Annotated in this window: 19 protein-coding genes; 12 read left to right on the plus strand and 7 right to left on the minus strand. The window is 64.1% G+C overall.

Annotated elements, in window-relative coordinates:
* Positions 1–188: 188 nt before the first annotated feature.
* Together V7116_RS12765 and V7116_RS12770 are read left to right on the plus strand one after the other, a co-directional pair.
* Complete coding sequence (locus V7116_RS12765; protein ID WP_324392317.1) at positions 189–2345, plus strand: endonuclease/exonuclease/phosphatase family protein; 2157 nt, start codon at positions 189–191, stop codon at positions 2343–2345.
* Positions 2346–2677: 332 nt separating this feature from the next.
* Positions 2678–3955, plus strand: a complete 1278-nt coding sequence (locus V7116_RS12770) for a GNAT family N-acetyltransferase (protein ID WP_324392318.1) — start codon at positions 2678–2680, stop codon at positions 3953–3955.
* Between the two features lie 176 nt (positions 3956–4131).
* On the opposite strand, the gene V7116_RS12775 is transcribed toward V7116_RS12770, so the two are convergent.
* The 6 genes from V7116_RS12775 to V7116_RS12800 all read right to left on the minus strand — a co-directional run bounded on the left by V7116_RS12775 (position 4132) and on the right by V7116_RS12800 (position 8141).
* Positions 4132–4521, minus strand: a complete 390-nt coding sequence (locus V7116_RS12775; protein WP_324392319.1) for a hypothetical protein — start codon at positions 4519–4521, stop codon at positions 4132–4134.
* Between the two features lie 141 nt (positions 4522–4662).
* Positions 4663–5202, minus strand: coding sequence for a DinB family protein (locus V7116_RS12780; protein WP_324392320.1), 540 nt, complete (start codon positions 5200–5202; stop codon positions 4663–4665).
* Positions 5203–5342: 140 nt separating this feature from the next.
* Entirely contained in the window at positions 5343–6212 is an 870-nt protein-coding gene (locus tag V7116_RS12785) for an SDR family oxidoreductase (RefSeq protein ID WP_324392321.1), read from the minus strand.
* A gap of 5 nt (positions 6213–6217) precedes the next feature.
* Positions 6218–6934 (minus strand): ribonuclease III, encoded by a 717-nt coding sequence (gene rnc, locus V7116_RS12790; RefSeq protein WP_324392322.1) that lies wholly within the window; start codon positions 6932–6934, stop codon positions 6218–6220.
* 144 nt (positions 6935–7078) lie between these two features.
* Entirely contained in the window at positions 7079–7552 is a 474-nt protein-coding gene (locus V7116_RS12795) for a hypothetical protein (protein ID WP_324392323.1), read from the minus strand.
* A gap of 88 nt (positions 7553–7640) precedes the next feature.
* Positions 7641–8141 (minus strand): FHA domain-containing protein, encoded by a 501-nt coding sequence (locus V7116_RS12800; RefSeq protein WP_324392324.1) that lies wholly within the window; start codon positions 8139–8141, stop codon positions 7641–7643.
* Positions 8142–8392: 251 nt separating this feature from the next.
* Between V7116_RS12800 and V7116_RS12805 the strand changes: the two genes are divergently transcribed.
* On the plus strand, positions 8393–8791 hold the full coding sequence (locus tag V7116_RS12805; protein ID WP_324392325.1) for a response regulator: 399 nt from the start codon (positions 8393–8395) through the stop codon (positions 8789–8791).
* On the opposite strand, the gene V7116_RS12810 is transcribed toward V7116_RS12805, so the two are convergent.
* Positions 8760–9599 (minus strand): TlyA family RNA methyltransferase, encoded by an 840-nt coding sequence (locus V7116_RS12810; protein WP_324392326.1) that lies wholly within the window; start codon positions 9597–9599, stop codon positions 8760–8762. The genes V7116_RS12805 and V7116_RS12810 overlap by 32 nt on opposite strands.
* A gap of 134 nt (positions 9600–9733) precedes the next feature.
* Between V7116_RS12810 and V7116_RS12815 the strand changes: the two genes are divergently transcribed.
* The 9 genes from V7116_RS12815 to V7116_RS12855 form a co-directional block, all read left to right on the plus strand.
* On the plus strand, positions 9734–10657 hold the full coding sequence (locus tag V7116_RS12815) for a decaprenyl-phosphate phosphoribosyltransferase (protein ID WP_324392327.1): 924 nt from the start codon (positions 9734–9736) through the stop codon (positions 10655–10657).
* Positions 10647–11636 carry a mevalonate kinase gene (mvk, locus tag V7116_RS12820; protein ID WP_324392328.1) on the plus strand — a complete coding sequence of 330 codons (990 nt, stop codon included), beginning with the start codon at positions 10647–10649 and terminating at the stop codon, positions 11634–11636. Before V7116_RS12815 ends, mvk begins: the two co-directional genes overlap by 11 nt.
* A gap of 12 nt (positions 11637–11648) precedes the next feature.
* The gene (locus V7116_RS12825; RefSeq protein ID WP_324392329.1) at positions 11649–12239 is read left to right on the plus strand and encodes a hypothetical protein; all 591 of its coding nucleotides are present in this window, start codon (positions 11649–11651) and stop codon (positions 12237–12239) included.
* A gap of 317 nt (positions 12240–12556) precedes the next feature.
* Entirely contained in the window at positions 12557–13963 is a 1407-nt protein-coding gene (gene rseP / locus V7116_RS12830) for an RIP metalloprotease RseP (RefSeq protein WP_324392330.1), read from the plus strand.
* Between the two features lie 34 nt (positions 13964–13997).
* Positions 13998–15095: a HEAT repeat domain-containing protein gene (locus V7116_RS12835; RefSeq protein ID WP_324392331.1), complete on the plus strand. Its 1098-nt coding sequence runs from the start codon at positions 13998–14000 to the stop codon at positions 15093–15095.
* Between the two features lie 118 nt (positions 15096–15213).
* Positions 15214–15780, plus strand: coding sequence for a tetratricopeptide repeat protein (locus tag V7116_RS12840; protein WP_324392332.1), 567 nt, complete (start codon positions 15214–15216; stop codon positions 15778–15780).
* A 133-nt stretch (positions 15781–15913) separates the two neighbouring features.
* Positions 15914–16210: an acylphosphatase gene (locus V7116_RS12845; protein WP_324392333.1), complete on the plus strand. Its 297-nt coding sequence runs from the start codon at positions 15914–15916 to the stop codon at positions 16208–16210.
* Between the two features lie 139 nt (positions 16211–16349).
* Positions 16350–17663 (plus strand): hypothetical protein, encoded by a 1314-nt coding sequence (locus V7116_RS12850; protein ID WP_324392334.1) that lies wholly within the window; start codon positions 16350–16352, stop codon positions 17661–17663.
* Positions 17664–17705: 42 nt separating this feature from the next.
* On the plus strand, positions 17706–18182 hold a 477-nt coding region (locus V7116_RS12855), incomplete at its 3' end, for a zinc ribbon domain-containing protein (protein WP_324392335.1).

The raw sequence follows: 18182 nt of genomic DNA on the forward strand, positions 1-18182 counted from the left end.
CCTGATCTGCCGCCAGGGACAGTCGCTTGTGAAGGCTGTTGCGATTCGTCTCACGGGGCGCGCGGCCAGACTGACGCGTTCAGCGCTGGCAAGTCGCCCAAGTTTGCGTACAATCATACGCGTGACTGAATTTTGTATTTGTGCACCGTATCGGTTCCGCGCCGCGACCTAGAGAGGCAGCCGCAGCCATGTCGCCATTCCGACGGGATCTGCTCCGTTCGCTTGAAGCCGGGATTGTCGGGCTGTTCCTTGTCCAGGCGGTCCGCTTTATCTACGCGACGTTATACGCTCGCGCCAGCAGCGCCGACCTCGTGGGGCGTACGACCAGCTCCACTGCCCTGCTCGACGCACCGGGGGTCGTGGAATCGGCCACCGTCCGCACCGAAATTTTCACGCTGGGCATTTTGCTCCTGCTGCCCCTGCTCGCCCTGCTGATCAGCCGCTGGCGCGCCAGCTTCTCGCTGGCCGTGCTGCTCGTGGCGCTGGGCCGCTCGATGGCGCTGCAAACCGCCGACCTTCAGGTGCCCGGTGCGGCGCTGGTCATCGGCGCGGGCCTGCTCTACCTCGCCCTGACCATCGTGCGCCGACCGTCATTTTTCCCGGCGGTGCTGCTGCTCGGCTTCACCGGCGACCAGATCATCCGCGTCTTGGGCGACACCTACGACCACACGTGGCAGCGCGGCTACACGCTCGACATCGCGGGCCGCTTCGATCTGCAAATGGACCTGCTCATTCCGCTGGTGTCCCTCGCGCTGATCATCCTGACGCTGATTCTGTGGGCCGTCGAAGCCCGCGAGCCGAAGCCCGAAGGCGACGCCCCCGCTCCCGAACGCGGCGTCCTCAATCTGTGGGGCGGCATCGCGCTCGGCGCAGCCCTGTTCCTCGAATTCACCGTGCTCGCCCTGCCCAACGTCATCGCGCGCTGGTCCGGCACGGACTACGCCAGCATCGTGCCGTGGCTGCTCGCCGCGACCGCGCTGCCGCTGGTGCCGGAAGTCCGCGACCTCGCGCGGCGCTTCGCGGGCATGTTCGACGGCGCCTATCGCGGCTGGCTGTGGGCGCTCATGCTGGCCCTGCTGCTGGTCGTGGGCCGCCGCTATGACGGTCTGCCCGCCGGGCTGGCGCTGGTCTTCGCGCAGTTCCTGCTCGGCCTGACGCTGTGGTGGCTGATTCAGGTCGGACAGCCGCGCTTCAACCTGACCGGCATCAGCGTGATCCTCGGCGCGGCGATCTTCGGCGCGCTGGCCGTGGGCGACTATTTCAGCTACGACTACGCCTACGTGCGCGACTTCAGCGCCCCCTACGACCAGCTTTCGGAGCTTTTGCGCTCGTTCCGTGGCACGGGCCTTGCGCTGGCCCTCGTTGCAGCGCTGCTCGTCTCGATCCCGATCATCCTCGCGCGGCGGCGCATCCCGTGGCGCGGCGGTCCGGCGGTCGTCACCCTGCTGACGCTGGTCATGGTGATCGCCGTCAGCGTCGGCGGCGCGGCCATCTCCGCCCCGGAGCCGGTGCGCCGCCCCGTCAGCGCGGACTGTTTCCGCGTGGCAACCTATAACATCCACAGCGGCTATTCGCAGTTCTTCGATCCCAACTTGGAGCGCGTCGCAGATTTGATCGAGCTGGACGGCGCGGACGTGGTGCTGCTTCAGGAAGTCGAAACGGGCCGCATGGCGAGCTTCGGCGTCGATCAGGTGTTGTGGCTGTCGCAGCGTCTGCACATGGAAGCGGCCTTCTTCCCGCAGAACGAAGCGCTGCAGGGCCTCGCCGTGCTCAGCCGCATTCCCATCGACGACACCGAAAGCCTGCTGCTGCCCAGCGAGGGTAATCAGGCCGCCGCGATGCACGTCACGCTCAGCCCCGAAGCGCTGGTCAGCGATCCGACCGCCGCGCAATTAGGCCAGCTTCACCTGTACAACGTCTGGCTCGGCTTTCGCACCGAAAGCCGCGACGGCAGCGTGATCCCCGAAAGCGAGCAGGACCAGAACCGGCAGATGGACTCGCTGCTCGCGTGGATCGCCGCGGAGCACGGCCCCAACTGGACCGACCGCATTCTGCTCGGCGGCACGTTCAACTACGGCCCCGATTCGCCGCAGTACAAGCGCCTGCGCATGGAAGAACTAGACAACCCGGCCATTCAGGACCCGTTTGCGGGGCTGCGCTCCGAAGGCGCGGCGACGCTGACCCTGGTCGATGGCACGTCCGCCCGCTACGACTACCTGTGGGTGTTCAACATGCCCATCGTCGGCACGATCATCGACAACAGTCCTGAGGCGATCAACGCCTCCGACCACCGCCCGGCGATCGTCGCCGTCGGTCGCCGCCAGGGGGTAACCTGCCAGCCGTAGCGGATCCCCTATGCATGGCTTTTCGTAGGGGCGATGCAAGCATCGCCCGTTATCATTCATAAGGCCGTGAATATTATTCCCGCCCGGCGTTTTTACAACTTTTTCCCTTGCCGCCCGCCGCCTATCCCGTATACAATGAGCGCATGTTAACGATGCGCAAGGCTCAAGTCCTCTAGCCGGAGCCACACCCGGCACTCCCTCATGTGATCGCGCCGCGCGGCCCGAACCGCGCAGCGTAGTTTGTCGTTCCAGTTTCCCAAATCAACCCACCATCAGCCGGATCAATCCGGCCCTGATTGCGCTGTATCACCATCCATGAGGAAGGTTCACCCATGTTGAGCACCACCACGCCTTACGCCCGCGATCTGGGTAACAATCTCGTCCTGAAGTCCGTCAGCACGCCCGATGAAATCGAGCGCCTCGCGGCGTTTAACCTCGCCACCCACAACGAGCGCGGCATCGACGCCATGACGCGCGAGTTGATTTTGCGCCACCCGCACACCCACCCCAGGCACTGGCTGTTCGTCGAAGACACGTCCACGGGCGAAACCGTCTCGTCCATCGCGCTGATCCCGTGGCAGTGGCAGTACGAAGATGTCACACTCAGAGTGGGCGAAATGGGCATCGTCGGCACGAACGAAGCGTACCGCCATCGCGGGCTGATCCGCGCACTGGTCGAGCGCTTCAAGGAACTGTTGGCCGAAGGCGAATACGACCTCAGCCACATTCAGGGCATCCCGTACTACTACCGCCAGTTCGGTTACGAATACGCGCTGCCGCTCGAACGCAAGTGGCACGTCGAGCTGCACGCCCTGCCCGCCGATCCTCCCGCAGCGCCCCGCCCCACGATCCGGCTCGCCACGCCGGACGACATCCCGGCCCTGATGCGGCACTACGCGGCGATGATGCGCTCGGTAGACATTCACACGGTCCGCGACGAACCCCTCTGGCGCTACCTGCTCAACATTGCGCCCATGACCGCCACCGCCCATGAGACGTGGCTGGCCGTGGATGCCGCACAGCAAATCGTGGGCTACTGGCGCATCGATCTGGCGGGCTTCGGCCAGGGCTTGAACGTCGCTGAGTGTTCGCCGCTGCCCTACGGCACGGCGGCATACGTCCTGCACTGGCTCAAGCAGATCGCCATCGATCGCGGCAAACCGTATATCCGCCTGAATCTGCCCGCTGAAAATTCCCTGGTGCAGACGGCGCGCGGCTGGGGCGCGCACGACATGGGCCATTACGCGTGGCAGATCCACGTGCCCGACGCGGCCCGCCTGCTGCATACGCTCGCCCCCATCTTCGAGCGCCGGGTCGCGTGCAGCATGTTCGCCGGGCTGACCCGCACGGTGCGCGTGAGCCTCTACCGCGAGACGATCGAGATGCGTTTTGTGGATGGCATGATCAAGGCAGTTGAATCCGTGGGCTTCAGTGAGGGCGGCGACATCAGCCTGCCGCCGCTGCTGCTCGCGCCGCTGGCTCTGGGCTACCGGACGTGGCGCGACCTGCGCGAGATGTACCCGGACGTATCGTGTTGGGAACCCTCGTCGCAGCCGCTCATCGACACACTGTTCCCCCGCGCTGCGTCGTTCATCACGCAGATCTACTAGGGAGATTTCCCCGCACAGCGCCGCCTTTCGCCCCTCTCCAATCGGATTGGAGAGGGGCAGCGAGCGAGCGCGAGCGGGGTGAGGTTAACCCCGCACACATAGCGCGGGGCGTCTTCAATTTGTGATACGCCCCGCGCTTACTCACAGCTCCGATGACATTCGACTCAAAGCCGCGCCTACATCGTCTTTTGGATAGTTCCCTCATCAGGGTTAAACACGAAAAGCCCCGGTATTGCCTCAAGAACTTCTAGCACAAAAACATAATCGTTGAAATAGCGCATCGCCGGATCGCGCTGCGTGGCAATAGTTATGCGTGTCGAGCACGCGGCAATCACAGCTCGATCTGCCACCTCTCTGGCAAAAAACCGGGCAATGTCTGCGGACTCGACTGCGACTTCGGGAGCAACCTCCCAATCGACGACTAAGGTCCATTCACCATGACGAAGGACGAGCCGGTGCGCACCTTCAAGCGTGATGTCGATGTCATTCAGCCGCACAAATCGTGATTGAAGCTTGCTAACCAGATCGGAAAAAGTAAGCTCATGCTGGTCGGGGATTAAGACCATCGTCCTGTAACTCATCATCTTCCCCCTTCCGCCACCGCTTTAAAACAGCATTGCTCTCCATCAGCGCCTGTAACAACCTCCGAAACGCCGAAGCGGAAGCAAATGCCCGGCGCGCCGAAACGGGCGATCGATCGGTTTTGCTCAGGATCGTCCTGCAGCACGCTCATTCAGGAACAGGGTGAAGTCGTAGTCGCCCGGCGACTGGCCGTACATGGTCAGCAGCGCGGCGGCCTCGCTGCGGTGCTGCATGGCATGTAGGAGAACGTCCAGCAGGAGGTGCCACACGACATGCTCGCGCACAGCGCCGGGGATGACGTAGCGGATCCGGCTGTTGAGCGTGTCCTCAGCCAGAGTATTGATATAAGCCCGCATCTCTCGTTGTTCCGTCTCCCAGCGCGCTTGCAGCGCGGCGAACGTCGGGAAGGCGTCTTCGTGAAGCTCGGTCGCGTCATAGGCCGCTTCGTCTGCCAGAGCATCCTTGTAATACCCCTGGAGCGTGATCCGCCACTGCCACATGTTGTCCAGCATGTGGACCATCGTCGCGCGCAGCCCTTCGCGCCCGGTTCCCAGGGACGTCGGGGCGGCGTACTGCGCCGGGCTTACCCTGGCGCAGGCCGCCAGGATGCGTGCATCGGCCCAGTCATTGTAGTCATACATCAGCTTGATTTCGTTGATTTCCATCGTAACGATCTCCGCTGTCTTGGCCGTCACAGTGCCTGTTGGTGGGAACCGGCACGCGCGATGCAACATGCGATAAGGGCTGGTTTCAGATGGACTAATTCACTCAGGAGCCTGAACAAGCCGACCGGGCAGGCGTCAACTCAACTGCCGGCCTCCCGCGCCGCCACCCGCGCCTGGGCCAGCGACATCAGCGGCGTATGCAGCAGGCCCCGCGCACGATCGACGCTGAGCATGATGCGCTTCGCCTGCGTATCGGGGCACGACGCGGTTTGCACGTGCGGCGCGGGATCGACGCCCAGCGCCGTCAGCAGCGCCATCGCCAGCATATACCGGCTGACCGGCGCAGGTCCGGCCACGTGCAGCACGCCCCCGCCCAGGTCCAGTGTCGCCAGTTCGAGCAGCGCCGCCGCGAGATTCCACACCCAGATCGGGCACCGGTACTGGTCGGTGAACAACCGCAGCGGTTCGCCCCGCTCGATTGCCCGCAGCATCCACGCTACCTGCGCGTTCTGCGGGTGGAAGTCGTAAATCAGGCTCGTGCGCACCACCAGCGCGCCGGGATACATCGTCAGCACGTCGTCTTCGGCGCGCGCTTTCGCCTCGCCATAAGTGCTGCCCGCGATAGGCCGGACCGGGGATTCTTCGGTATACGCGTCCTCGGTCCCGTCGAACACCAGATCGGTGGACAGCGCGATTAGCCGCGTGCCACCGGCTTTCGCCGCCTGCGCGATGTTCCGCGCCGACTCCCGGATCGCGCTCTCGAAGCCCGGCCCGCTGCGCTCGGTGACGGCGGCGTGAACGATCGCGGTGGGCTGCACCTCCTCCACCCACCGCCACACGGCAAACCGGTCGCGCAGGTCGATCTGGCGCATCTCCCCGGCGCGCACGCGTTCGGGATGCGCATAGCAGCCCGCGTACACGTCCCAGCCGTGATGCGCCGCCAGAATCGAAAGCGGGCCGCCCAGCGTCCCGCTCGCTCCCGTGATCAGCAGCCGTGCGCCGTCTGCCATGCGGATCACTCTGCCTGTTCGAAGGTCGCCTGGCCGGATTCGATCGCGTCCAGCGCGTGCTGCGCGGCTTCCTGCGCCGCCGACTGCTTGCTGTGGCCCACGCCGCGCGCCACTTCCGTCGCGCCGATGCTTACCGCCACAGTGAACTCCTTGGCATGATCGGGCCCGTTGCTGGCAACCGTCTGGTAGACGGGCGTCTCGCCCATCGCCGACTGGCTCCACTCTTGCAGCAGGCTCTTGGGATCTTTGTCCGCAGAGCGCTTCAGAATGTCTTCCAGCGCGGGCACGAACAGCGGCTCGATGAACTGCCGCACCGCGTCCATCCCCTGATCCAGATACATCGCCCCGATCACCGCTTCGAACGAGCCGCACAGGTTGCGCGCCCGCGAGCGCCCGCCCGATTCGTCCTCGCCGCGCCCCAGCAGCAGCACCTGCCCGATCATGTAGTCCTGCGCGAACCGCGCCAGCGTCTCGGTACGGATCAACCCGGCGCGCAGGCGCGTCAGTTGGCCCTCGTTCATCTCCGGGAAGCGGTTATACAGCCACGCCCCCGCCACGAAGTCCAGCACGGCGTCGCCCAAAAATTCGAGCCGCTCGTTATCTTCCAAGGTATGCTCGGGGTGCTCGTTCAGGTACGACCGGTGCGTGAGCGCCCGCTGAAGCAGCGACAGGTCCTTGAAACTGACGCCCAGGCGCTCTTGAATCACGCTTAAATCTGACATGAATGAATCAAACCTCTGTGTTATTCACGGACAGCGCCCGGCCCGCCGGGACCGGGACGCTGTATCACAACGATGCGTGTCAGGCGGCGGATTGAATCGATGAAGAACGCGCCGCCGCCGGGGGCGTCCATCGTGGTAACGGCGTTACTCGATTTCGCTGAAGGCCGCCGGAGTATCGAGCAGGCCCAAAATGAAGGCATCACCGCCGCACACGCGCCAGTCCTCCCCGACGCGGAAGGTTTTGACGTGCCACGGCGCGTCCTGGGTGCGCTGGATGCGCACTTCCTGGCGCACGTCATCGGTGCGCAGCGTGCGCTCGATCTTACCCCACACCAACACCTCGGCGGTCTCCCCACCGGTCTCGTTGTTGCGTTCGCCCTCGTATTCAAGGTCGAAGTCCAGGTCCACCTTTTCGTGCGGCCCCAGACTGAAGTTGACGTTTTGCCGGAAGTCCTCGCACAGCAGCGCCTTGACGCCGCCGCTGTCCTGTCCGTCCACGCGGTCGAAGAACCGTTCCACGACCCCTTCCGGGCTGTTTTCATCCGGGCCACCGCAGCCGCTGACCGCCAACGCCACGATCAGGAATACGAACACAACCGCCGGCATGCGTAAGCGCATCGTTTCTCCCCCTCGAAACAGGAGTCCACTCGACTATAGAAATTATAGCGCAAAGACGCTTGATTACCGCGCCCTGCGCTCAGGAGATCTACACGAACGCGACCGTAATCACCAGGCGGCCCAGGCGCAGCTCGTCGTTGTCGCGCAAAATACGCGCCTCGTGTGGAATGAGGCGCTGCCCGTTGAGATAGGTGCTGTTGGCGCTGCCGAGATCGGTCACAAAAATCGTATCGTGCTGCCGCGTGATCTCCAGGTGACGGCGCGAGACACCCAGATCCATCCCGCCGTAGGGCGTCAGGTCCAGGCCGCGTGTGGGCGTCGGCATCTCGTCCGTAAATCGACCCACCACCAGCCCGGTTCCCACCTCGATCACCAACACTTCGCCGGAATCGCGCATCGCGAGCTGGAGGCGGCTGTGCTGGTCGAAAAACGCGGTGCCCCATCGCCGCCGGGGTTCCAGGGCTTTATAAGGATCTTCGAGCCGCTGCGTGGAGAGTTCCCCCATGCCCGCCGGTAAGATGTGGCCGCACGAATAACAATAAGTCTCTGCTGGCGGATTTTCCTTGCCGCAGTTTGGACAAGTCTGCATTGTACACGTCCTTGTTGGCGTCGTACCCTTACGGGAAGGTGCGCTCCAGACCGGGCCTTCTGCACCCTAATTATACACGGGCATACTTTTTACACACGGGGATCCCAGGAGTTCCGGGCTGGCAGCCCTGCCTTCCGGGGCGGCTGCGCAGCCGTAAGATGCCCGTATCGATCCCTCAAAACTTGCTAACTCATACCTTAATACGCTATGGTTTTAAGGGTTTGGTCCTGCTTTTCGTCTGTGAGCGTTAGATGCTCTATATCGCCTGTATCGAGAACGACAAGACGAGCCGTTTCGGGTTCGAACAAATCGCGGCGACACTCCGCGCCCGTGGATTTGACAACTATCTGTACCTGTATGCGTCGCTGGATGAGGCATTCGACAGTATCCCGCTCGAACGTCCGGATATCGTGTTCTTCGATCTCCGGCCCCGGACCAAGAGCGAGCCGTCCAACCTCGACTTCATTCGCCTGCTGCGCCAGCACCCGCTGTGCGCCCATACCTCGCTGGTCGCCATGTCCGAGTTCACGCTCCCGGTCGATCGCAGCGCGGCGCTCAGCGCAGGCTGTCACGCGTTCATCCAGAAGCCCGTGCGCTATCAGGCTGTCGAGGCGACGATCAATCGTCTGGTTCTGGGGTCTCTGGCCTGACTTCCTCGCCCTGCCCGGCTTGCCGCGCCATCTCCAGCGCCCGCTCAACCAGCGTATCCGCTGGCACTTCCGGCGCGCCGTGTCCCACCGTCAGCCACGCTAAAAACTCGATGTTGCCCGCCGGGCCCTTCAGCGGCGATACGATCAATCCCTGCGGCGCGAAGCCGTCCGCGCGCGCATCGTCCAGCACGTCGCGCAGCACGCGCTCGTGCACGGCGGGATCGCGCACGACGCCGCCTTTGCCCACCTGCCCCTTGCCCGCTTCGAACTGCGGCTTGACCAGCGTGATCACGTCCGCTTGCGGCGTCATCCAGCCGCGAAACACCGGCAGTAGCAGCTTGAGCGAAATGAATGACGCGTCCACCACGATCAGGCTGACCGTTTCCGGCAGCGCCGTCACGTAGCGCGCGTTCGTGCGCTCCATCACCACCACGCGCGGATCGGTGCGCAGGCGGTAATCGAGCTGCCCGTACCCTACGTCGATCGCGTACACGCGCCCGGCCCCGGCTTGCAGCAAACAGTCGGTGAAGCCGCCCGTGCTCGCGCCCACGTCGGCGCACACGCGCCCCTCCACGCCGATCGGGAACGCCGCCAGCGCCCCGGCCAGCTTTTCCCCGCCCCGGCTCACGAATCGCCGCGCCTGCTGCACCTGCACGTTCGCATCTTTCGGAACGCGCATCCCCGGCTTGTCGCGCACTTCGCCGTCGATCCGTACTTCGCCCGCCATAATCATCCGTCGCGCCGCTTCCCGGCTGGGCGCCAGATTGCGCTCCGCCAGCAGCACGTCGAGCCGCACTTTTTCTGCCATAGATCCCCCGAATTGTGTACGCCCCCAGTCTACCGCACCCGCCGCCAGAACGGAATGCAATATCGCGCCCGCCGTGTTTGCCGGTATAATCCGCTCGATCATTATTCTGGCATTCGCCTGTTGGGGAGGCTGTTTTGAAGGCTGTTCTTGACCGCCTCAAGACGATCTGGCTGACTCTTCCCGCGCCGGTACGCGGTCTGATCCGCACCATGCGGCCCAAGCAGTGGACCAAAAATGGATTCGTCTTCGCCGGGCTGCTGTTCGACCAGCAGTTATTCAAACCGGAACCGTTCGCGCGGGTGATGCTCGCTTTCGTGCTGCTGTGCATGGTGGCCAGCACCATCTATCTCATCAACGACCTCGTAGACATCGAGCGCGACCGTCTGCACCCGAAAAAGCGCCTGCGTGCGCTGCCGTCGGGCCAGTTACCGGTCCGCTGGGCGCAGATCGCCGCCGTGATTCTGCCCACCGTGGCCCTGATCATCGGCGTGATCTTCAGCCCGCCGCTCGCGCTGATCCTGTTCGCGTACCTCGTGCTGCACATCGCCTATTCGTTCTGGCTGAAAAACATCGTCCTGATCGACGTCTTCGCCATCGCCGCCGGGTTCGTGCTGCGCCTGATCGCGGGCGTGGTCGTGATCGACGTCTCCAACTTCTCGCCCTGGCTCTACGCCTGCGCGGGACTGCTGGCGCTGTTCCTGGCGGTTGGCAAGCGGCGGCAGGAGTTGATCCTGCTGGCCGACGACGCGCAAAACGTGCGCGCCACGTACAAAGATTACAACATGGCCCTGCTCGATGACATGCTGCGGCTGGTCACCACCAGCTGCACGGTCGCCTACATGCTCTACACCATCGAAGCGCAGACGATCCGCTCCGAGGGCCACACCATGCTGCTCACCGTGCCGTTCGTGGTCTACGGCATTTTCCGCTACCTGTACCTGATCCACGTCAAAGGGCTAGGCGGCGCGCCTGACGAGCTGCTGTTCAAGGACATGCCGCTGCTGGCCGACGTGACGCTGTGGGTCCTGTCCGTGGGAGTGCTGCTCTATGCCGCCTAGTCACGAACAGATCCATGTGCGCCCCGCTACCGGGCACGCGCCGGGCAAGATCATCCTGTTCGGGGAACATGCCGTCGTCTACGGCCAACCGGCCATCGCCGCGCCGCTGACGGCGGTCCAGGTCACCGCCGAGGTGGAGCCTGCCGCGCCCGGCACAGGGATCACCATCCACCTGCCTGCGCTCGAAACGACTCTCGCCGTGCCGGATCTAAACGAGCTGCTCGACCAGCCGCTGCACGACGCGGTGATCTACCCGGTCCAGCTTGCCCTGCGTCAGTTAAACATCACCACTCTGCCCGATCTGTCGCTGACGATCCAGTCCACGATCCCGATCGCGTCCGGTTTGGGCAGCGGCGCGGCCCTTGCCGCCGCGATCCTGCGCGCCGTCTGTGCCGCCCTCGACGCCCCCATCTCCGACGACGCGCTGAACCCGCTGGTGTTCGAGGTCGAAAAGCGCCATCACGGCACGCCCAGCGGCATCGACAACACGACTATCGTTTACCAGCACCCGGTTTTTTTCGTGCGCGGCTCCGCGATGGAAGCCGTTATCGTCGCGCAGCCCGTCACGCTGCTCGTCGCGGATTCGGGCATCAGCAGTTCGACGCGCGTCACCGTCGGCGACGTGCGCGCTCTCTACGACGCCGATCCGGCCCGCATCCGCCCGGTGCTGGCCCGTATCGGGGCGCTTGCCCACGAAGCACGCGCCGCGCTGGAAACCGGCTCGCTCATGTACCTGGGCAGGCTGATGAACAAGAATCACGCCCTGCTGGACCTGATCACTGTCTCCTCGCCGGAGCTGGATCGCCTGTGTGCGGCGGCGCGCGAGGCGGGCGCACTGGGCGCGAAGCTTTCCGGCGGTGGGCGCGGCGGCAACGTGATCGCACTGGTGGACGAGGCGCACGCGGAGGCCACAGCCGATGCGCTGCGCGACGCGGGCGCGGTCAGCGTCGTGCGCACCACGATCGCGCCAACGGGGTAAGGTCACACGGCGATGCTGCTCGTTCCGCTTCTGACGGCTGTGCTGCTGCTCGCAGCGATTATCGGTGTGGTCGTGCACGCGCTGGATTATCTCCACCACCACCCCGAGCTGACGCGCGGCACGTCGCCGCTGGCCTACCAGCTCTGCCACCTGACGCTGGCGCAGGTTGTGGATCGCTACCAGCAAGTCAAGCCGGGCCTATCGCCCGCGGCGGCGATCGCGTGGAATGCCCCCGATGGGCAGCGCTATGCGGTCACCCCGGTGGGCGTTGAGTCGGCGCGCAGCGCCCACAGCAGCTATCGCCTCCCCTGGGAGCGTATCGGCGGCGTGGGCATCCGCATGCAGCCCGGCTTCCGTTTCACCGACGAAAACCGCGACGGCATGGCCGACAACCAGTACACGATGGACTATTCGTTCCACCTGTTGATCGTGCCGCTCAGCGGCGCGACGATGGACGTTCTGATCCCCCTGCACGATCGCGCCGCCGCTGTGGATTTTGTCGCGCACGCCCTCGCCTGGGCCGAGCAGTACGGCAAGCGCGTCAACACCTTCGGCTTCGACAAGCCGCCCACCGCCTACCGCAAGCGCATCGCCAAGTTCTGATCCGCTCCACCGGCCCAGCAGTAAACGGGCCGTGATACAATGGCTTTTGCTCGTGCTGATCACCGCCCGCTGACCGCTGCTTTTCCGCTTTTGCGCTTGCTCTTGACTGACAACTAAAAACTTCCAACTCACAACTGCTTCTCCCAACGTTAGAGTCGCCTTAGAGATCCCGTTACAGCGCCCGCCCGTCTTGCTCACGCCCCTTCCGACCGTTATAATTCTGGGTAGCAGTCATCACCGAAAGATTCAGCAATACCTCTGGGCGTCGGTCTTGGCGCCCGGTTTGCTTACCCGCCATAGCAGCAAAGGCAGTAGTCATGGATAGTTTCCTACTCGGCGTTGCGTCTTTCATGTTGGTGCTGATTCCGCTCGTGATCATCCACGAGTTCGGGCATTTCATCGCCGCTAAGCTCTCGGGGATTACCGTCCTGGAATTCGGCATTGGCTTTCCGCCGCGCGCTGCCGTGCTGTTCCGCAAGGGTGATACCATTTACACCCTGAACTGGCTGCCCATCGGCGGATTCGTCCGGCCCTATGGCGAGGACATGGTCAAGCCCAAGACCGAAGAGGAACTTTCGACCGACCGCCAGGAAATCGAAGAACGCGGGATCAAAAATCCCAAGAGCGTGAACGAAGCCGGGCCGTGGCAGCGGATGTTCTTCATGGCCGCCGGACCCGGCATCAACTTCGTGGCCGCGCTGCTGCTGTTCATCGTGGTGGCGCTGGTCGGCCAGCCCTACGCGCGCGCCGATATCGCCGTGTACGATCTGATCCCCGGCTCGCCCGCCGATGAGGCCGGGCTTCAGCAGGGTGACGTCATCGAGACGGTGAACGGCGAGCATCTCGACTCCGCCGCCGACTTTAATGACTGGATCGCGGCCCACCAGGGCGAGGAAATGACGCTCCAGATCCAGCGCGGCGACGAGCAGTTTGACGTCACCATGACCGCCGACGCCAGCGAATCCACCGACGGCGAGCGGGCCTATATCACCGGTCTCACGGAGGGCATGCCCGCCTATGACGCCGGGCTGCAAATCGAAGACTTGATCGTGGCGGTGGACGGCATTCAGATCACCAGCATCAACCAGCTTCAGCGCTACACGCAGGATCACGAGGGTGAAGAAATTCAGGTCACCGTGCTGCGCGGCGACGAGCAGTTGACCATTCCCGTCACCCCGCGCGAAGACTCCGACGGCGTGGTGCGCATCGGCATCGAGATCGCCGGGCTGAAGCCCGCCGCCATCGGCCTGACCGCCGTCAACCGTGACACGGAAACGTACACGCGCGCCCTGCCGGTAGGCGAGGCCGTCAAGACCGGGGTCAACCAGTTCACCAGCACCTTCGAGCTGCTGTACGACTTCGTGCACGACCTGTTCACGGGCGCGATTTCGCCGTCCGCGGCGCGTCCGGTGAGCGTGATCGGCATCGGCCAGTTGGGTGGCCCGGTCCTCGAACAGAGCCTGGACGAAAACGCGGCCTACCCCATCGTGACCTTTGCGGCGATCATCAGCATCTCGCTGGCCCTGACGAACTTGCTGCCCGTCCCTGGCCTGGACGGCGGGCGCATCCTGTTCGTCATCATCGAGCTGATTCGCGGCAAGCCGATGGCGCCCGAGCGCGAAGGTCTGATCCATCTCATCGGCCTGCTGCTGTTGTTGGGGTTGATCGCCTTCACCGTCATCAACGATATCATCAATCCGATCAACATCGGAAGCCTGAAGTAACATATCCGAAGCACAAAAGAGGATCTCTCTGCGCATGGTTACCAAGCAGAATACCACGTCTAAGTTCGAGCGGACCCTGACTCTGCTGCACGATCCGCAGGCCTCCTTCGCGGCGGAAGCCATCTACAGCCTGTCCGATCTCGCCGGGGCCGAGTGGGACGCGTTTCGCGCCACATGGCCGGATCTGCCCGTCGAGCGCCGCCGCGACCTCGTGCTGCGGCTGGTCGAAACTGCCGAAACGAACTTTGAGCTGGACTTCAGCGCCGTGATTCATCTGGCGCTCGAAGATCCCGATCCCGAAGTGCGCCGCAACGCGGTCGAAGGCGTGCTGGAAGATGCCGCCATGAACACCATCGAGCGCGTCATGCGCATGGCGCTGCACGATCCGTTCTCGGACGTCCGCGCGGCGGCGGTCCGCACCCTGGGCCTGTTCGTGCTCCAGGGCGAGCTGGGCAAGCTGCCCGACTATTTCAACACCCGCCTGCAAGACACCGTGCTCGCGCTCTATAACGATCTGGACGAAGACTTCGACGTGCGCCGCCGCGCCCTGGAAGCCATCTCCAACTGCGGGCTTGAGGGCGTCCAGGACATGATCTACGAAGCCTATCAGTCCGACGAACTCCCCATGCGCGTCAGCGCCATCTATGCGATGGGCCGCTCCTGCGACGACATGTGGAGCGCGCAGATCCTGGACGAGCTGTCCAGCGATGAGCCGGAGCTGCGCTACGAAGCGGCGCGCGCGGCGGGTGAATTGGAGCTGCAAAAGGCCCTGCCCCGTCTGGTCGAGCTGGCCTATGAGGACGACCGCGAGATCCAGGAAGCCGCAATCTGGTCCCTGGGCGAAATTGGCGGATCGACCGCGCGCAAGGTGCTCACCGAGCTGGCCGCACTGGCCGATGACGTAGGCGACGAAGAACTGGCGGACGCCATTGCTGAATCGCTGTCGATGGCCTCGCTGGCTGGGCAGGAAATGCTGCCCCTGTTCGACTTCGGTGATTACGACGACGAAGACGACGAGGACGATGACGACCTCGATCTTCTGCGCGGCGACGACTACGACGAAGATGACGAGGACGATGAAGAGGAAGACGCGGACGCCTGGAGCAGCTTCGAAGAAGATCTGCGCTTCTAACCCGGTCTCTCGCTTCCATTCCTGATGACCTTACCGGTCGTCCGGCGCCGTGATGGCCGGGCGACCGTTTGCTGCCCCCGGCGGGCGCAGCCCCAACCTTTTCTGGAGAAAACGCGCTATGGCAGATCAAGACATCCAATCCACGTCGGGCCAGCCCGAAAAGCAGCCCATGAACGGAGAGGCATTCCGCCGCATGATGCGTCAGGCGGCCTATCTGCTGACGCACGGCAGCGGGCGCGAGGCGATTCCGCTGCTGGAAGAGTGCCTGGACTTCCATCCCGATGACGTGAACGTACTGACGAACCTCGCCGGGGCCTACATTCTGGCCGAGCGTCACCGCCACGCCGTCCCGCTGATGGAGCGCGCGACTGAGCTTGCGCCGGACAATCCCGCCGTGTGGTCGAACCTCGGCGCGGCTTATCTCGGCAAGCTGATCACGGCCAATGCAGAGCGTCAGGCCCGCGCGCTGGAAGCCTATTCCCGCGCGGTCGAACTCGATCCCAGCTACCCGAACGTGCACTACAACATGGGCCTGATTCACATCGACCGGCGCGAGTGGGAGCAGGCTTACGACGCCTTCACGCGCGCGCTGCAATCCAACCCGCACGACCAGGACGCGCACAACATGCGCCGCCGGGTCGATGAGCTGCGCAGCCAGCCCACCGACACCGCAACGGACGACTGACGATCGTCGTTCGCGGACCCGCCCGCGCCTCGCGTAAGGCACGGGCGGGTCCGTTTTGCGCCACCCTGCCGCGTTGTTCCACCTTCCGCCCCCTGTTATAATGGGCACTCAAATCCGCCAAACAGAGCGAGCTATGACGAGCGCACACGAAGACGATCGAGTCCGGCTGCATGCCGTGGTCTACGGCCTTGTGCAAGGCGTCAACTTCCGGGCCAACACCCAGCGCGAAGCCGTGCAGCACGGCCTGACCGGGTGGGTCGCCAACCGGTCTGACGGCACGGTCGAGGTCGTCGCGGAAGGCGCGCGCAGCCGGGTCGAGGCGTTCGAGCGCTATCTGTACCGGGGGCCGCGTCTGGCGGAAGTCGAGCGCGTAGACAGCACCTATGACCGCGCGTCCGGCCAATTTGGTGGGTTTAATATCCGGTATTGAGTACGCGGCTGTTAGCGACTGCCGTTAGCTGTTAGCACAGGCAGCACCCCGGTTCCGATTCCGGCACTGCGGCGGACTGCTTTTTTTACATCGCTAACAGCTAACCGCTAAAACCTGACCGCTGTTCTTTTGAGGCGTTATGCTGAATAATCCCCAACGCCTGGCCTGGATGGCGATACTGAGCGGGCTGGCGATTTTCGTCCTGTTGTGCAGCGGCACGTTTATTTTTACACGCTGGCTGCTCTTCGAGTCCCCGACCCAGCTCAGCGTCGTGCTCCACGTGGGGCGCAACACGATCAGCCTTGCCAAGCCCGATTCGGACGGCGAATCCGCGATCAAAGACGATGCGCAGGTCGGCAAGCACTACCGCCTGAGCACCGACAGTCTGGCCGAGGGCTATCTATCGTTTGACGATCCCTACTCCGGCGACACCCTCGCCACCGTCACCATCGACAGCAGCAGCATCGTCACGATGGAAAACGCCGTGCGTCCGCGCTTCAGCCTCAGCGATAACCCCTACGCGATCCAGCTCAGCGGCGCGAACGGTCGCCTCGAAGTCTGGCTGCGCGACGGCATCGACCGCGAAATGCGCTTTGACGTCAGCGGTCCCCTGGGCATGATCCGCATCAGCGAGGGCGGCACGTACCTGATCGACAGCACGCCCACCTATCTGAAGATCACCGCCCAGCAGGGCAGCGCCACGCTGATCTCCTCCGATCGCCGCACGCAGCACGTCGCGGGCGGGGGCGAAGCGCTGCTGCTCGCCAGCGACGACAGCATCCGTATCGGCTCCGCGCCGGTCAACCTGCTGACCGACAGCCAGTTCGATCAGGCCAGCGAAAGCGAGTGGCCGGTCGGGTGGAGCTGCGGCTGGCGGCCCTCGTCGGACGCGCCCAACGCCCCCCAGGGCGATTTCAAATTCCTGCGCCTGGATGGGCAGGCCGTGATCAGCCTGGAACGCCTGCTGCCCAGCTACGATCCCGGCGCGGTCGGCTGCATCCAGACCTTAGGCGAAGCGGGATCGGGGCTGGAAGTCGCCCCCTATACCAGCCTGACGCTGCGCGCGCGCCTGCTGGTCCACGAGCAGTACCTCAGCGGCTGCGGACAGGCCGGGTCGGAATGCCCGCTCATGCTGCACATGACCTACCGCGACACCAACGGCACGGACCGCGACTGGTATCACGGTTTTTACGTCAATTTCACGCCCAATGTCGGCGGCCTGACCAAGTGCGACTCGTGCTACGAAGACCACGATCGCGTCAATCTCAATGCGTGGTATACCTATGAGGGCGATCTGTTCGCCAAGATCCCGGCAGCCTACCGGCCCGGCACGGTCACCAGCATCGAGTTTTACGCGTCCGGCCACCGGTTTGACGTGCTCGTCGATGAAGTATCCCTGCTGGCGACGCTGCCCACATCGAACACGATCGTATCCCTGACGCCGTCACCCTGACGCGGTCACGCCCCGCGCACCTGTAGAAGAGAGAGTTACGCGATGTTTGATCAGGACACCCTTAACACGATTCTGCTGGTCGCCATCACCGTCACGGGCGCGGTTTCCGCCGCGATCTGGCTCGGCCTGATCGTCTGGACGTGGCGCGACATGCACCGCCGCTCGCGCGATCCGCTGGCGCAGATTGCCTCCACCGTGCTGGTCGGCGTGCTCGGCATCTTTGGCCTGATCGTGTACGTCCTGCTGCGTCCCAACGAAACCCTGGCCGAAGCCTACGAGCGCTCGCTCGAAGAAGAAGCCCTGCTGCAGAACATCGAAGAAAAACCGATCTGCCCCGGCTGCGGGCGTCCCGTCCGCACCGATTGGCAGGTGTGCCCCTACTGCCACACCAAGCTGCGCAAGCCGTGCCTCAACTGCGGTCAGCTTCTTGAGCTGCCCTGGAACCTCTGCCCCTACTGCGCCACGCCGCAGGTCGCGCCCGGGGAAGCACGCCCCGCGCGCCGTCAGGCCGCGCCGCCC

The organism is Aggregatilinea sp., from assembly GCF_036822615.1.
GTDB lineage: Bacteria > Chloroflexota > Anaerolineae > Aggregatilineales > Aggregatilineaceae > Aggregatilinea.

Bases quoted from the DNA above. Each gene is read 5' to 3' on its own strand.
- V7116_RS12765 (WP_324392317.1), top strand. From the start codon at position 189: ATGTCGCCATTCCGACGGGATCTGCTCCGTTCGCTTGAAGCCGGGATT.
- V7116_RS12770 (WP_324392318.1), top strand. From the start codon at position 2,678: ATGTTGAGCACCACCACGCCTTACGCCCGCGATCTGGGTAACAATCTC.
- V7116_RS12775 (WP_324392319.1), bottom strand. From the start codon at position 4,521: ATGGTCTTAATCCCCGACCAGCATGAGCTTACTTTTTCCGATCTGGTT.
- V7116_RS12780 (WP_324392320.1), bottom strand. From the start codon at position 5,202: ATGGAAATCAACGAAATCAAGCTGATGTATGACTACAATGACTGGGCC.
- V7116_RS12785 (WP_324392321.1), bottom strand. From the start codon at position 6,212: ATGGCAGACGGCGCACGGCTGCTGATCACGGGAGCGAGCGGGACGCTG.
- rnc (WP_324392322.1), bottom strand. From the start codon at position 6,934: ATGTCAGATTTAAGCGTGATTCAAGAGCGCCTGGGCGTCAGTTTCAAG.
- V7116_RS12795 (WP_324392323.1), bottom strand. From the start codon at position 7,552: ATGCGCTTACGCATGCCGGCGGTTGTGTTCGTATTCCTGATCGTGGCG.
- V7116_RS12800 (WP_324392324.1), bottom strand. From the start codon at position 8,141: ATGCAGACTTGTCCAAACTGCGGCAAGGAAAATCCGCCAGCAGAGACT.
- V7116_RS12805 (WP_324392325.1), top strand. From the start codon at position 8,393: ATGCTCTATATCGCCTGTATCGAGAACGACAAGACGAGCCGTTTCGGG.
- V7116_RS12810 (WP_324392326.1), bottom strand. From the start codon at position 9,599: ATGGCAGAAAAAGTGCGGCTCGACGTGCTGCTGGCGGAGCGCAATCTG.
- mvk (WP_324392328.1), top strand. From the start codon at position 10,647: ATGCCGCCTAGTCACGAACAGATCCATGTGCGCCCCGCTACCGGGCAC.
- V7116_RS12825 (WP_324392329.1), top strand. From the start codon at position 11,649: ATGCTGCTCGTTCCGCTTCTGACGGCTGTGCTGCTGCTCGCAGCGATT.
- rseP (WP_324392330.1), top strand. From the start codon at position 12,557: ATGGATAGTTTCCTACTCGGCGTTGCGTCTTTCATGTTGGTGCTGATT.
- V7116_RS12835 (WP_324392331.1), top strand. From the start codon at position 13,998: ATGGTTACCAAGCAGAATACCACGTCTAAGTTCGAGCGGACCCTGACT.
- V7116_RS12840 (WP_324392332.1), top strand. From the start codon at position 15,214: ATGGCAGATCAAGACATCCAATCCACGTCGGGCCAGCCCGAAAAGCAG.
- V7116_RS12845 (WP_324392333.1), top strand. From the start codon at position 15,914: ATGACGAGCGCACACGAAGACGATCGAGTCCGGCTGCATGCCGTGGTC.
- V7116_RS12850 (WP_324392334.1), top strand. From the start codon at position 16,350: ATGCTGAATAATCCCCAACGCCTGGCCTGGATGGCGATACTGAGCGGG.